The 14,770-nt window shown below is 72.4% G+C and carries 8 protein-coding genes; 4 read left to right on the top strand and 4 right to left on the bottom strand.

Annotated features, from left to right (window positions below; genetic code table 11):
• Positions 1–32 precede the first annotated feature (32 nt).
• Positions 33–3,404 carry a S8 family serine peptidase gene (locus OG276_RS00250; protein ID WP_266901434.1) on the bottom strand — a complete coding sequence of 1,124 codons (3,372 nt, stop codon included), beginning with the start codon at positions 3,402–3,404 and terminating at the stop codon, positions 33–35.
• Positions 3,405–3,753: 349 nt separating this feature from the next.
• Here OG276_RS00250 and OG276_RS00245 point away from each other — a divergent pair, with 349 nt between their 5' ends.
• From OG276_RS00245 to OG276_RS00235, 3 genes are all read left to right on the top strand, one after another.
• The gene (locus OG276_RS00245) at positions 3,754–7,704 is read left to right on the top strand and encodes a DNA-binding protein (protein WP_266901432.1); all 3,951 of its coding nucleotides are present in this window, start codon (positions 3,754–3,756) and stop codon (positions 7,702–7,704) included.
• Between the two features lie 143 nt (positions 7,705–7,847).
• Positions 7,848–8,225 (top strand): PadR family transcriptional regulator, encoded by a 378-nt coding sequence (locus tag OG276_RS00240; protein ID WP_266901430.1) that lies wholly within the window; start codon positions 7,848–7,850, stop codon positions 8,223–8,225.
• Positions 8,222–8,788, top strand: coding sequence for a hypothetical protein (locus OG276_RS00235; protein WP_266901428.1), 567 nt, complete (start codon positions 8,222–8,224; stop codon positions 8,786–8,788). Before OG276_RS00240 ends, OG276_RS00235 begins: the two co-directional genes overlap by 4 nt.
• A 138-nt stretch (positions 8,789–8,926) precedes the next feature.
• Here the strand turns inward: OG276_RS00235 and OG276_RS00230 are convergent, their stop codons facing one another.
• Both OG276_RS00230 and OG276_RS00225 read right to left on the bottom strand, forming a co-directional pair.
• Positions 8,927–11,848 carry a discoidin domain-containing protein gene (locus OG276_RS00230; protein WP_266901426.1) on the bottom strand — a complete coding sequence of 974 codons (2,922 nt, stop codon included), beginning with the start codon at positions 11,846–11,848 and terminating at the stop codon, positions 8,927–8,929.
• 246 nt (positions 11,849–12,094) lie between these two features.
• Positions 12,095–12,820, bottom strand: a complete 726-nt coding sequence (locus OG276_RS00225) for a TetR/AcrR family transcriptional regulator (protein ID WP_266901424.1) — start codon at positions 12,818–12,820, stop codon at positions 12,095–12,097.
• A 117-nt stretch (positions 12,821–12,937) separates the two neighbouring features.
• Between OG276_RS00225 and OG276_RS00220 the strand changes: the two genes are divergently transcribed.
• Positions 12,938–14,218, top strand: a complete 1,281-nt coding sequence (locus OG276_RS00220) for a saccharopine dehydrogenase family protein (RefSeq protein ID WP_266901422.1) — start codon at positions 12,938–12,940, stop codon at positions 14,216–14,218.
• Between the two features lie 29 nt (positions 14,219–14,247).
• On the opposite strand, the gene OG276_RS00215 is transcribed toward OG276_RS00220, so the two are convergent.
• Positions 14,248–14,679, bottom strand: coding sequence for a VOC family protein (locus tag OG276_RS00215; protein ID WP_266901420.1), 432 nt, complete (start codon positions 14,677–14,679; stop codon positions 14,248–14,250).
• Positions 14,680–14,770: the final 91 nt, after the last annotated feature.

Raw genomic sequence — 14,770 nt, 5'->3', positions numbered from 1 at the left:
TCCCGTACCGCCGTCGGCTCAGGGAAGTGGGATCACTTGCCCAGGTAGGCGTTGATGATCGTGACCTCGGAGACGTTGCCCTGCTTGTCGGTGACCTGCGCCCGGAAGGAGATCCCCCGGTCCTTCGCGGGGTTCCGGACGGAGAACGCGCCGTCGGTGACCGTGACGCGCTTCCAGGTCGTACCGCCGTCTTCGCTCACGGAGATCGCCAGCGACTTGACGTTCTTCCCCGAGGCCGCACCCTGCACGGTCACGGGTATCCGGGTGGCCTTGCCCGCGGGGGCGCGGGAGGCGATGTCGAGCGGGGCGTGGAAGCGCACCGTGGAGACCGAGAGCGCGGTCCGGTCGGCGACCTGGCCGGAACGGAAGGTGAAGCTCGTGTCGATGCGGGTGGAGACGGCGGAGATCTCGGGGGACCGCTCGACGGAGGTGGTCAGCCGGTACTCGGCGTCGGCGCCGTCGACCGTGAAGGGCTCCCAGCCGCTCAGCGGGTCCTCGTTCTCGGCGACCTTGATTCCGTCGCGGTACAGGGTCGTGGCGGCCTTGGTGAGAGAGGAGGAGCCGGCGTGGCCCGCGCCGTCGCCGAAGAGGGGTACCGAGGCGGTGATGGTCTGCTCGCCCGTCTCAGGATCGGGCGCGGTGCGGAACACGCCCAGACCCTTGCCCAGGAGCGGTGAGAACACTCCGGTGTTGAAGGTCTCGCGGTGGGAGGAGCCCGCCGCGTAGCGCTTCGGCTCCAGGGCGGCCTGGTCCGCCTCGATGCGCTGGTTGCCGTCCGCGTCAGGGGCGCCGAGCTGCCAGAAGCCGCTCCGCCAGGTCGCACCGTCGAGGGCGGAGAGCAGGAGCGTACGGGTGCCGGGAGCGGGCTGGACGGCTCCGTAGAAGTCGCCCTGGGACATGCCGGGCAGGGTGGGGGCGGCGTAGGCGTACCCGGACTTGCCGGGGGCGGGCGCGCCCATGTCCACGGAGAGCTTCGCCAGCTGGCCCGCCTTCACGTGGCGTGTGTACCCGGTGGCGAGACGGTTCGTCGCGCCGCCGAGGGCAACGTTGTACTGGGTGGCCGGGTCCTTGATGAAGGTCGCCAGCCAGCTCTGTGTCAGCGAGCCGTCGGTCACGTCCGGCCCCATGTGGGCGGAGCGGAACCCGGTGTAGCCCTTGGGGAGGACCCAGCCGTTGCCGAGGTGGCCTTCGCCGACCGTCTGTTGGTAGTACGGCAGGGCGAAGTCGGCCGTGGCCAGACCGGGAACGGTGATGTCCACCGGCTTCGCGGTGCGCGCGTCGACCGTGACCGTGGTGGTCCCGGAGACCTCCAGCCGGGGCTGGACCAGCCAGTCGACACCCTTGGTGAGGTCCGAGCCGTCCTGGTACACGGCGCCGTGGAGGGCGTAGGTGCCCTTGGGTAGGCGCAGGGTGCCGGAGCCGGACTCGTTGCTGACGCCCGTCCATATGCCGTCGGCGGCGCCGCCGATCCCGAACAGGGAGTGGGAGAACTCGCGGGCAGGGCCGCCGTCGCGGTCGACGGTCGTGATGGTGACGTCGTACGCCTCGGCCTCACGGACGGCCGCCGCGCCCGAGCGCACCGACTGGCCGCCGCCGGTGGCGGTGACGTAGGCGGAGAAGGCGCCGTCGACATCGCCGAGCCGGGTGTCGGCGCTCAGGTCGACCTCGGCGCGGCCACCGGCGGGCACGGTCACCTTGTCGGCGCCGAGTGAGAAGAACCCGGCCGGGGCGGCCTTGCCCCGGGCGTCGGTGCCGGTCACCGCGAGGTCGAGGGTGATGTCGGTGGTGCCGAGGTTGCGGTAGGCGACCTTCTTGGTGAGCGGCACGTCGTCGGCGTGCGGCCACTGGGCCGTGCCGAGGGACACCGACGGCTGCTCGGTGATCACCGTTTGGGACAGGGCCTTGTCCACCTGCACACGGCCCGTGCCCTGCTGCTGGACGCCGACCGCGCCGTCCTTGGTCGACGCGGTCAGCGCGCCCTTGAGCTCGGTCCCGGTCCAGCCGGGGTTCTTCTGCTTCAGCAGCGCCGCCGCTCCGGCCACGTGCGGGGTGGCCATGGAGGTGCCGTTGAGCTGCAGGTAACCCGGGACGGGGTGCTGGGCCCCGGGGTCGGTGTCGAGCTTGCTCCCCGGCGCCGCCGCGGCGGTGATGCCCACGCCGGGCGCGGTGAGGTCGGGCTTGACCGCGCCGTCTCCGACGCGCGGGCCCCTGCTGGAGAACTCCGCGAGCACGTCCTTGTCGTCGACGGCGCCTACGGTCAGGGCGGCGTCGGCGCTGCCGGGCGAGCCGACCGTGGACTCGCCGGCCCCGTCGTTGCCCGCGGCGATGGCGAACAGCACCCCCTTCTCCGCCGACAGCCGGTCGACGGTGGCCTCGACCGGGTCCACGCCGGGGAAGTCCCGGCTTCCGAGGCTGAGGTTGACGACGGACGCCCCTTCGGCGACGGCCCACTCCATGCCCGCGATGACCGCGGAATCGGAGCCGTAGCCCCGGTCGTCGAGGACCTTGCCGCTGATCACCTTGGCACCGGGCGCGACGCCCTTCAGTGCTCCGCCGGACGCGGCCCCGGTCCCGGCCGCGATGGAGGCCACGTGGGTGCCGTGGCCGACGCGGTCGGTGGTGTCGGGGGAGTCGGAGAAGTTCTTCTCCGCGACGACCTGGCTCTTCAGGTCCTCGTGGGTCTTGTCGACACCGGTGTCCAGGACGGCGATCTTCACGCCCGTGCCGTCGAACCCGGCCTGCCAGGCCCGGTCGGCGCCGATCTGCTTCGTGCTCTTGTCCAGGCTCGCCTTGCGCACGCCGTCCAGCCAGACCTTGCCGATGCCGGCGTCCGCGGCTCGCAGGCCGCGGGCGGTGGGGCTGGTCAGGGCCTCCCAGACCTTCGTGGCGTCGGCGGGCGAGGCCTTGACGACTTCGGCGTTGACGCTCTGGAGGGCGCGCCCCGCCCCGTTGCCGGCGGCGGACCGCAGCTGGGTGCGTGCCGCCCCGGCGGCACCCTCGTACTGGACGATCAGGCCGAGTCCGCCGCGGTGCAGTGCGCGCAGGGTCGGGTCGGCGAGCGTGGTGACGTCGAAGAGGCGCCGGTCCAGCTTGCCGGCGGCCAGCAGGGCCCGCGCGTCGGCGGGCAGGACCAGGGTGCGGCCGTCGGCACGTTCGATCTGGACCGGTACGCGCTCACGGCCCTTGCCGGGCTCGAAGCGCACGACGGCGCCGCTGCCGTTCACGGTCACCCGGTCGCCGGTGATCAGCGTGACGGTCACGGGAGAGCCCGTGGCGCTCCTGGTGGGGGAGGCGGCGGGCGCCGCCCCCGCGGGGCCGGTCAGCCCCGTGCTGAGGGCGACGACGGCGGTGGCGAGGGCGAGGGCCCCCGCGGCTTGTCGAGGCCTGTGGGTCCGTGTGAACAACTCTGCTCCTGTGGAAGGCGCGCACTGCGGCCTGAGCCGACGCGGCGCGCCCCGTCGTGTGGCGCACGTGGCGTACGCGGTGTGGGTGGCGGTGTGGTGACACCGGCCGCCGCGGCCCGGCCGGCCCGTGTCCCACCGACCCCTAGGGGGAGAGGCGGGGGTGGGAAGGGCGAGCCGTCCGGGCCGTGCGGCGACCGGGTCACGGCAGCAGTCCACCGGCTCGCGCATTGTTCAGCAGCCCCGGTCCGGGCGGCTGAACAATTGATTTCCGTGGCCGAAGAGGCCCTTGTGACTGCGGGCGCCCCCTCCTACGGTGGAAAAGATCTTGACCCCGGGGGAGAGGAGCAGCATGGGAAGTGGTGCGGGAAGGCCCGAGAAGGCGCTCGATCCACAGGCCGGTCCCATAGCCCGGTTCGCCGGTGAGCTCCGCGCACTGCGCCGCGAGGCCGGCGCCGTCCCTTACCGGGAACTGGCCTCGCGGGCCGGCTATTCGGTGACGGCGCTCTCCCAGGCCGCCTCCGGGAACCGGCTGCCGAGCCTGCCCGTGGCGCTGGCCTACGCCGAGGTCTGCGGCGGCGCCCGGCCGGAGTGGGAACGACGGTGGCGCGAGGCCGAAGCCGCAGCAGAGAGCGAAGCCGCGGCCGAAGCCCTGGCCGCCCTCGCGCTCGGTACCGACGGCGGCGGCGCTCCGCCCTATCGGGGCCTGACCCGCTTCGAACCCGAGGACGAGCCGGTGTTCTTCGGCCGGGAACGCCTGACCGACCAACTGACGGCCCTGGTCGCCGAACACCGCTTCGGCGTGGTCCTCGGCCCCTCCGGGAGCGGCAAGTCCTCGCTGCTGCGAGCCGGTCTTGTCCCGCGCCTGCGCCGCTCCGCTCCGCCGCTGCCCCCCGCCGCGGCCCTGCGCGTCCTCACCCCCGGCGAACACCCCATGCGGACCCACGCGCCGGTTCTCACCCCGGCCGCCGCGGACGGCGAGACCTGGCTGATCGTCGACCAGTTCGAGGAGGTCTTCACCCTCTGTACGGACCCCGACGAACGGCGGGACTTCCTCGCGGCCCTCCTCGCCGCCCGCGACCCCGGAAGCCGGATCCGCGTGGTACTCGGCGTGCGCGCCGACTTCTACGCGAACTTCCTGGCCCACCCCGCCCTCGCCGAGGCCGCCCGAGCCGCGACCCTCCCCGTGGGCCCGCTGACCGCCGAGGAGATGCGCGGCGCGATCGTGCGCCCCGCGGCAGCGGCCGGTCTCACCGTCGAACGCGCCCTCACGGCCCGGCTCGTGGACGAGGTCACCCGCGAACCCGGCAGCCTGCCGCTGCTCTCCCACGCCCTGCTGGAGACCTGGCGGCGCCGCCGCGGGCGCACGCTGACCCTGGCCGGACACGAGGCGGCCGGTGGTCTGCGCGGAGCCCTGGCCCAGACCGCCGAGGAGCTGTACGCGGAACTCGGGCCCGGCCGCGCCCCCGTCGCGCGTCGCCTCCTGCTGAACCTGATCACCCCCGGCGACGGAGCACCCGACACACGCAGGCCCGTACCCCGCGACACCCTCGTGCCCCCGGACTCCCCGGAAGCCGCCGAGGCCGGTGCGGTGCTGGACCGGCTGGCCCGGGCCCGGCTCGTCACCCTGGACCGGGACGTCGTGGACCTGGCGCACGAGGCCCTGATCACCGCGTGGCCGCGGCTGTCCGGCTGGATCGACACGGACCGTGAACGGCTGCGGCGACACCGCCGGTTGACCCAGGCCACCCAGAACTGGCTGACCCGCCGACGCGACGCCGGAGCGCTCCTGCGCGGCGGGGAACTGGCCGAGGCCGAGGCCACGTTCGCGGACGAAGCGGGCCGGCGCGCCGAACTGGTACCGACGGAGCGGGAGTTCCTGAGCGCGGGTCTCGCGTCCCGGGCCCGTACGCGTCGCATCCGGCGCGGGGTGACCTCCGTCGTCGCCCTCCTCCTCGTCCTCCTCACGGTGGCGAGCACGACCGCCTGGCAGCAGGGCCGCGACAACGTCCGCCAGCGGGTCGACGCCGAGATCCGGCGGGTCAAGGGGGAGGAACTGGCCGCCGGTCAGCTGTCGGCCGTGGCCCAGGGCCTGCGCAGCTCCGACCCCGCGCTGGCGATGCGGCTGAGCGTGGCCGCCTGGCGGCTCGCCGAGACCGCCGAGACCCGGTCGGCGCTGCTGGCGGCGTCCGTCCAGTCCGAGTCCGATGCCTTCGACGTGCCGGACGAGGCCGGGCCCTGGCTCTCCCACCCCGCGCTCCCGGTCCGGCTGAGCGCCGACGGCCGCGTCGCGGTCACCGTCGACGTGGATTCCGTACGCGCCTGGGACGTCACGAAGAGGACGGCGGTCGGGCCGGCGACGGCCCTCGACCGGGGAACCCTGTTCCGCGGAATCTCCCCGGACGGCCGTACCGCCCTGGTGCAGGGGTTCGGGGAGAAGGAGGGTCCCGGATCCGGGAGCGGGGCGCGCCGACTGGATCTGGCGACCGGGACGGCGCTCGACGCCGTGCCCCGGGTGGAGGGTTCTTCGGTCGTATGGACGGCCGCCGCACAGATCGTCGCCACCATGGACATGGACGGCGCCACCGGCCGGCTCTCGCTCCGGGACGCACGAGACGGCCGCACCCTGCTGGAGGTGCCGACCGGACGGCATCCGATGTGGGAACTCAGCCCGGACGGAAGCCACCTGGCCGTGTGCGCCAGGGGAGGGGATGCGGTGAACGCCTCCGAACGGGCCGACGTGCCCCTGAGGGTCTGGGACGTGGCACGGGGCAAGGAGCTGCCCGCCACCCGACCCGGCGCGTGCGCCGTCGACTCGTTCCGCTTCACCGGGGACGGCGCCGTCCTGCTGGCCCAGGTGCCGGGCGGCCTGAGCCTGTGGGACCCGGTCACGGACCGGGAACCGGTCCGGATCGACCACCCCGGCCTGACCGAGGTGACCACCAGCCCCGACGGCCGGTTCGCCGCGGCCCTCGACGGCCGGGAGATCCTGATGTGGCGGCTGGCCGCGCCCGAACGGCCGGTCTTCCGCCACTCCCTCGCCAACGGGGCCGCCTCCCAGCTCCGGATCGACCCGAAGGACGGCGTCATCAGGTACCTGACCGAACGCCGACTCGGGGACACCACGGTGCGCACGATCTCTTACGGACCGGCCACGACACCGGACTGGAACCCCGAACCGGCATCCACGGGCACCTTCAGCGCGGACGTCACGACCGTCGCGGTCGACCGCCGGCAGGGCGCCGGCACCTGGTTCGAGGCCTACGCCGTCGCCGACGGCCGGCGCACCGCCCGCACCCCGTCGGCCGACTGCCCGAAGGCCGTACCGGGATCCACCGAATCGCCGACAGGGCCCGACTGCCGGGTCCTGCTCGCGCTCAGCCCCGACGGACGAACCCTCGCCCACGCCCGAACCGGCTTCGCCGAAGGCTCCGACGCCGGGGACGGCCAGCGGGAGAGTGCCCAGGAGCCGGCGTTGTGGGACGTGCCGGCGAACACGGCCCGTGCGCTTCCCGCGGACCCGAAACCGCCGTTCGCCGCCCGGATGCCCATCACGGGGATGGCCGTCTCACCCGACGGCCGGTCCCTGCTCACGACGCGCGCGGGCGTTGACACCCTGGACGTAAGGGACTTGGCGAGCGGGCGCCGTACCCGGCCCCAGGACCTCACGAAGGACCGGGTCTCCTCCGCGAGGAGCTCCCGGAGCGACCGAGCCGCCCCGCTCGCGGTCCGTCCTGACGGGCGACTGCTCGCGACCTCCTCGAACACCTTCGACGTCACCACCGGCCGGCGCACCGAACGGGGCCTCACGAAGGAAGGGGGCGGGGTGATGGCCTACAGCTCCGACGGCACCCGCTTGGCGGTCGGTGACACGACGGGCGGGGTCACCCTGTGGGACGGGGAGGCCGAGCGGCGACTGGCCACCCTCCCGGCCGGGTTCGACACGGCCGGGTTCGACGCGGTCGGTATCGACGACGAAAGGTCCGTCACCTCCCTGGCCTTCTCTCCCGACGGCCGGACCCTGGCCGTGGCGGACGCCTCCGGCACGCTCCGGCTCTGGGACGTGGACTCGGGCCGGCCTCTGGGATCCCCGCTGCCGACCCCCGGCGACGGGATCGTGGCCGTCGCCTTCTCTCCCGACGGACACACCCTGCACAGCGTGGGCGAACACAGCACCGTGCGCACCCACGAGGTGGCGCCGGCCCGACTCGCGGAGTCCGTCTGTACCCGTGCCGGAACCGGACTCTCCCGGTCCGACTGGCGCACGTACCTCCCGGATCTCCCCTACCGGAAGACCTGCTGACAGGTCCCCGCCGACCTTCCGGTCGGCGGGGAACCCGGCAGCGGGGCGGCCGCGGTACTCAGGTCAGGTTCCCGCCGGAGCAGGATGGGAGCGGATCCCGACTCTCTTGTGGTGCAAGGTACTTGATGACTATCTTGTACCGCATGACAAAGGAACTGCCCGCCGCCGGTGACCAGCGGCGCAGTCAGCTCCTGCGCGGGGTGCTCGACCTGTGCCTCCTGTCGCTGATCGCCGAACGGCCCCGGTACGGCTTCGAGTTCGCCGAGGCGCTCGCCGCGGGCGGGCTGGAGCTGGTCAGCGACGGCAGCATCTATCCGCTGCTCGCCAGGATGGAGCGGGCGGGCCTCATCTCCTCCTACCGCGCCCCCTCTCCGAGCGGCGGCGCCCCGCGCAAGTACTACCGCCTGACCGGGGCGGGGCACGCCGAACTGAGCGGCGGCCGGGCCGACTGGCTCGCCTTCGCCGGGCAGGTGGGCCGCATCCTGACCACCACGGAACCCACGGGGGGAACCACACCATGACGAACGAGCGGATACTCGCGGCCTGCCGCAGCAACTGGGAGTACCGGGGGATCGACGACGCGTCCGTACGGGAGATGCTCGACGAGCTCTCCGCCCACCTGGAGGACGCCGAGGCAGCCGGCCGCACGGGACAGGACGTTGTCGGCCGGGACGTCCGCCGCTTCGCCGCGGCATGGGCGCGGGCGCGCGTCCCGCTCTCCCGCCGGGTGCTGCGCGTGGCGTCCCTGGGCTGTCTCGTGGCCGGCTGCGTCCTGCTGTTCTCCTACTTGCGCCATTGGACCACCAACCTCGACGTGACCCCCGACTACCTGGCCTTCTGGACGGTCCTCGGCGTGGCCACGGTCGCCTGGGAGCTGCGGCGGGGCAGCCTGGGCATAGGTGCGGGCTGGGTCCTGGCCTTCGCCACGGCCCTGCCCGCCGCGATAATCACCAGCCTGTTGGCCGGTGACGGGGCGCTGTTCACGCTGCCGCTGTGGGCGGCGGCGCTCCTGCCGCTGCCCGGGCTGCCCTATGCCGTCGCCGACGTGCGGGCCGGGAGGAGCGGCCGGGCCGGAACCGTGTGATGACGGCACGCCGGCGAGCACGGGGCGGCTCCTGGCGTGTCCGGGTCGGCTGTGCCGGCCCACGGCCCGCTCCGGCCAGCGGGACGGCCGGCCGGGAGGGAGCCCGGGCCGGCCGTCGGCGTGCGGTGCGCGGACGCGCTAGGAGCCGTACGCCTCCAGTTCCGACAGCTGGCCCGCGGGCCAGCCGGTGTTGCCGGTGAAGGTCAGGCGCAGGTGGCGGACGCCGGAGGCGGGAAGCGTGACGGTGACCGTGTTGGATCCCTCGGTGAAGGTGTAGGCGGCGGAAGCCTTGAGCGTCGACCAGGCCGCACCGTCCGTGGATCCGAGCACCGAGAGGGTCTGGACGCGGGTGCCCCAGGTGGCGGGGAGCTTCAGCACCAGTCGGCCGACGGTCCGGGTGGCGCCGAGGTCGACGGTGACCGACTGCGGGAAGGCGTTGTTGTTGCTCTCCCAGTAGCTTCCGGAGTTCCCGTCGGTGACGTTGGCGGCCACGTAACCCTGGGTGTGGGTCGTGTCGGTGGCGCTCTTGCCCTGCGCGAGGTTGGTGCCGGCCGGCGGGGTGGTCGGTGTCGGGGTGGTGGTCGGTGCGGGAGTGGTCGGCGGTGTCGTCGGGGTGCCGTCGGCCGCGGCGTAGACCTCGAACTCCGAGATCTGCCCCGCCGCCCAGCCGGTGTTGCCGGTGACGTTCAGCCGTACGTAGCGGACGTCGGCCGGCTCGAAGGTGAGCGTGGCGGTGTTGCCGGAGGCGGGATCGAAGGTGACGCCCGCGGAGGCGCGCAGGGTGGACCAGGCGGAGTTGTCGGTGGATCCGATCACCGCGAGGGTCTCGGTCCGCGTGGCCCAGTCGGAGGAGGGCGGGAGCTTGAGGGTGACCTTGCCGATCCGCTTGGTGTCGCCGAGATCCACCGTCAGGGTCTGCGGGAAGGAGTTTCCGTTGCTCTCCCAGTAGGTGGAGGCGTTGCCGTCGACGGCGTTCGATGCCGTGTACGACTGGACGGCCGAGGAGGCGGTGGCGGGCCTGCCCTGGGCGAGGTTGCCGTTCGGCGGTGTGGTGGGAGGTGTCGTCGGCGGTGTGGTGGGGGGCGTCGTGGGCGGGGTCGTGGGGGGCGTCGTCGGGGGAGTGGTCGGAGGCGTGGTCGGACCGGTGGGAACGCCGCCGTTGGTCCACACCGGCGCGGGCCACACGCCGGAGCAGGTTTGACCGGTGTTCCAGCCGGAGTTGCCGCCGCCATCGGCGATCTGGAGGCCGGCGCCGATGCAGTTGTGGATCGGGGTCGACGACTGGGCGATGTTCTTGGCGGTGACGCGGGTGAACTTCGCGGCGAGGTTGGACTGCGCCTGGATGGCGTAGGTTCCTGCCCCGTCGATGTTGACGTTGGTGAGCTCCACCCCGCTGATCGGCCCTTCGATCGAGTGGATCGCCGCGTACGAGGAGTCCAGGATGTCCGTGTCGGAGATCTTGATGGCGGCGCCCTGCACGGCCTCGTTCAGGCCGGAGAACCAGATCGCGCCGACCCCGAAGTTCCAGTTGAAGTCGCTGTTGCCGGTGCGGATGAGGGTGTTGCGGGCGGCGGTGATGGTGCCGGCCACCGCGGTGCCCTTGCCGGAGTTCACCCCCGGGTAGCGGTTGGCGATGTGCAGCCCGCCGCCGTTGCTGATGGTGTCGGACATGACGTTGTCCGAGATGGTGAAGTCCTTGCCGCCGTAGGTGACGATGTTGTTGGCGAGGATCGGCAGGACGACCGTGTTGTGGTCGAAGCTGATGTTGGTGTTCGGCTTGTCCTGGGGCCAGGAGGCCAGACCGTCGTCACCCGCGTTGCGCACGAAAGTGTTGGTGACACGGGAATTCGTGACACCCGTGTGGAAATTCACGCCGTCCGCCGTCATGTCGAGGAAGCGGCTGTTCTGGATGGTGAAGCGGTCCATCGGGCCGTCCATCCAGGCGGCGACCTTCACGTGCTGGATCCAGAGGTTGTCCACCGTGGAGTTGGACATCGCCCCGCCCACGGCGTTGACCTGGTCGTCGTCGATCCGCTCACGGATGTCGCCGATGATCGCGAAGTCCTTGAGGGTGACGTTCTTGCTCGGCCCGTTCGCCTCGTGCGACCGGACCGGCCCCGTGTAGCCCCCGCCGGGGACGTACTTTCCGTAGAAGCCGGCGGCGCGGTTGCGGTTCACCGGGTCGCGCCCGCCGAAGACGGAGTACCAGGGGCCCGCGCCCTGGACCGTGACCCCGTCGACGACGACGTGGTCGTAGAGGGTGTAGTTGCCCGGCGGGACGTAGACCGTCTTGCCCTGAGCCTGTCCCGCGTCCACGGCGGCCTGCATGCGGGCCGTGGAATCGGTGGCGCCGGTCGGGTCCGCGCCGAAGTCGGCGACGGCGTCGAGCGCTCCGGCAGGCTTGCCGGCGGCCGGGGCGACCTGCTCGAAGTCGGCGAGGTCGATGGTGAAGGTGGGCGACTGCGCAGTCGAGGTCACCTGCACGCGGATCTTGGTGCCCGCCGGATAGGTGGAGCCCAGCAGGGTGCGGGACTCGTCGTAGAAGTGGTGCGGGTTGGTGTCGCCCGGGCTGTTGTTGAAGGGATAACCGCCGTAGTACCAGCTGTACTTGGAGGTGACGGGAAGGGTCTTCACCGACTGGCCGTCGGCCCGTACGTCCAGGGTCGCGTCGCGCCCCTTCCCGTCACCGGTGTCCGGGAGGCTGTAGCGCAGCGACATCGCGTTGGCGGGCTTGGTCAGGGTGAACTCGACGTACTGGCCCACGGCGTTCAGCGTCACGGCCTGTCGGCCGGAGGCCTCCGAGGGGAGGCTCCCGTAGAGCCGGTCGGGGCCGATGAACGTGCCGTTGGTGGCCGCGTACTCGGCCTCCAGTTCGGTGAACGGCACGCTCGCGCCCCGCCCGGCTATGCCGATCGGCGAGGGCGCGGGCACTCCGGCGGCGTGCGCCGAGGGGGCGGCGCCGAAGGTCAGGGCGGTCAGTGCGGCGGTCCCGGTGAGGGAGAGGGCCAGGAAGACGGCGCTGGTCCGCCGTCTGAGGGAGCGGACTTGCCGGGGTGTCACGGGATGACTCCGTGGGGGCTGGGGCACGGGCACGCACGTCCTTGCGGCTCGATCGGTGAGGAGCGGAAGTGGCTCAACCCGGGACGCTACGACTCCGCATGGAGGAAGTCTATGATCCTGCGCAAAAAGCAGACTCAGTCTCGCAATAAACATCTGACTAGAGGGCTCTGCTGATCCCCGCGTGCGCACACGAGCGCCTTGCCTGGCCCCGATCCGGTGGGCCGGCAGGAAAGCAGCCCGACGCGCTCAGACCGCGTCGCTCCCGCTCCCGCCTCCGCCGGCCAGCTCACGCTCGGCGCTCGCCAGCAGCATGTCCAGCGCCACCGGATACGCACTGTGCGGCATCCGCGCCGCGAGGAGTCCGGCGGTGGCCGCGATGTTCGGGTACGTACCGGCCGGCAGGCGGGCGTACGTGGACTCCCACCGCTCCTCATCGGACTCCCGAGCCTGCTCCGTCAGCGCCAGGGAAGCCGCGTCGAGCGCCGCGAAGGCGAGGCACTGGTCGATGTAGGCGTGGTAGATCCGCACGGCGGCCTCGTCGCCGAACCCCGCACCGCGCAGGCTGCCGAGGATCGCCTCGTCGGCCGCGATCTCCCGGGGTCGCCCGGTCACCCGGCTCGTGGTCAGCAGGGCGGCCTGCGGATGGGCGAGGTAGGCACCGTAAATGCGCAGCCCCAGGGAGCGCAGGTCCTCGCGCCAGCGCCCGGTCGGGGCCCAGCCGGCGAGGGCCCGGCCGATGAGCTCCTCGCCGATGGCCAGAGTCAGCCCGTCCATGCCGTCGAAGTAGCGGTAGAGGGTGCTGGGGTCCGCTCCCAGGGCGTTGCCGAGCCGCCGGGCGGTCAGGCCGGCGCTTCCGTGCTCGCGCACCATCCGCAGCGCCGTCTCGACGATCAGCCGCTCGGAGAGCACCGTGCCCTGCCGGGTCGGGCGGCGCCGCCGGCGGGCCTCCTCCGGAACCACGTCCTTCGGCATCGCGTCCCCGCCTCCCTGGGTCGTTCGCGGCCTTATGCCAACACCATTGACCTTAACTCCCGGCAGACGGTTCCATCGGCCCCCGGGGCACACGCCCCATCGAGAGAGGACCTCGTCATGCGTGTTCTGCTTGTGGGTGCCGGAGGTGTCGGAAGCGCGATCGCCAAGATCGCCGCCCGCCGCGGTTTCTTCGACCGTTTCGTCGTCGCCGACTACGACCTGGCCCGCGCCGAGGCCGCGGTCGCCGCCCTGGGAGAGGCGGAGCACCGCTTCCTCGCCTGCCGCGCGGACGCCTCCGACGAGGAGGGGATCACCCGGCTGCTCACCGAGCACGGGTGCGACGTCCTGATGAACGCCACCGACCCGCGGTTCGTCATGCCGCTGTTCAACGCCGCGCTGGCGGCGGGCACCCACTACGTGGACATGGCCATGTCCCTGTCCCGCCCGCACCCCGCGGACCCGTACGGCACCTGCGGGATCAAGCTCGGCGACGAGCAGTTCGACCGGGCCGCGGAATGGGAGAAGTCGGGCCGGCTCGCGCTCGTCGGCATGGGTGTGGAGCCCGGTCTCTCGGACGTCTTCGCCCGCTACGCGGCCGAGGAGCTCTTCGACGACATCGAGGAGATCGGAATCCGGGACGGGGCCGATCTGGCCGTCGAGGGCTACGAGTTCGCACCGTCCTTCAACATCTGGACGACGATCGAGGAGTGCCTGAACCCTCCAGTGGTCTACGAGCGCGAACGCGGCTGGTTCACCACCGAACCGTTCAGCGAGCCGGAGGTCTTCGACTTCCCCGAGGGCATCGGCCCCGTGGAGTGCGTCAACGTCGAGCACGAGGAGGTCCTCCTCGTCCCGCGCTGGGTCGGAGCCCGCCGGGTCACCTTCAAGTACGGCCTCGGCGACGATTTCATCGGCAAGCTGAAGACCCTCCACGCGCTCGGCCTGGACTCCACCGAACCGGTCACCGTCCGCAGCGAGGACGGCAGCCCGGTCCGCGTCTCACCGCGCGACGTGGTCGCGGCCTGCCTGCCCGACCCGGCGACCCTCGGGGACCGGATGACCGGCCGCACGTGCGCCGGGACCTGGGTCAAGGGCACCAAGGACGACCTGCCCCGCGAGGTGTACCTCTACCACGTGGTCGACAACCAGTGGTCCATGCGCGAGTACGGCTCCCAGGCAGTGGTCTGGCAGACCGCCGTCAACCCCGTCGTGGCCCTCGAACTGCTCGCCGCCGAGGTGTGGTCGGGGTCCGGAGTCCTCGGCCCGGAGGCCCTGCCTCCCCGGCCCTTCCTCGACCTGCTCACCGCGTACGGATCCCCGTGGGCGATGCGGGAACAGGACCCGTCCCCGGCATCGCGGACTCCGGCAGCAGAGGCTGCCCGCGCCCGGCGCCCGTAGTCACGGGGCCGCACAGGGCTTCGGAGGCGTCAGCGTTCCGACAGCTCCGAGGGCGCTTCCTGGACCACCCAGCCGTTTCCGTCCGGGTCGGCGAAGGTCAGGAAGGAGTTCCAGGTGTCGCCCTTGCCGTCCTCCCAGCCCTTCTCGCCGATGTGCCGCACCGGCGACACCTCCACACCGCGCGACGTCAGCTCCTCCCGCGCCGCCTCGATGTCGGTGACGCAGAGCTGCAGGCCCTGCAGCGTGCCCGGTGCCATCTGGCGCGTACCGGGCGCCGGGGGCATCCCGTGTTCCAGCGCGATCGAACAGCGGGAGCCGGGCGGGGTCAGCTGGATGATGCGGATGCCGGGCGCGACCTCGCTGTCGAGGTCGAGCGTGAAGCCGACCTTGTCCGCGTAGAACTCCTTGGACCGGTCCATGTCGGTGACAGGGACCGGAACCACTTCGAGCGTCCAGTTCATGACGGGTCTCCTCGGAACACGATGGGTGCGGGGAGGTCCACCGTCGCCCACGGGCGGCCCTGGTGCGAGCCGAAACGCGGGACGCGGCAAA

It is taken from the genome of Streptomyces sp. NBC_00086 (assembly GCF_026343255.1).
Taxonomy (GTDB): domain Bacteria; phylum Actinomycetota; class Actinomycetes; order Streptomycetales; family Streptomycetaceae; genus Streptomyces.
This window is presented reverse-complemented; position numbering and strand designations above follow the sequence as displayed.

Coding starts and splice junctions, on each gene's coding strand:
- OG276_RS00245 (WP_266901432.1), top strand. CDS start 3,754: ATGGGAAGTGGTGCGGGAAGGCCCGAGAAGGCGCTCGATCCACAGGCC.
- OG276_RS00240 (WP_266901430.1), top strand. CDS start 7,848: ATGACAAAGGAACTGCCCGCCGCCGGTGACCAGCGGCGCAGTCAGCTC.
- OG276_RS00235 (WP_266901428.1), top strand. CDS start 8,222: ATGACGAACGAGCGGATACTCGCGGCCTGCCGCAGCAACTGGGAGTAC.
- OG276_RS00225 (WP_266901424.1), bottom strand. CDS start 12,820: ATGCCGAAGGACGTGGTTCCGGAGGAGGCCCGCCGGCGGCGCCGCCCG.
- OG276_RS00220 (WP_266901422.1), top strand. CDS start 12,938: ATGCGTGTTCTGCTTGTGGGTGCCGGAGGTGTCGGAAGCGCGATCGCC.
- OG276_RS00215 (WP_266901420.1), bottom strand. CDS start 14,679: ATGAACTGGACGCTCGAAGTGGTTCCGGTCCCTGTCACCGACATGGAC.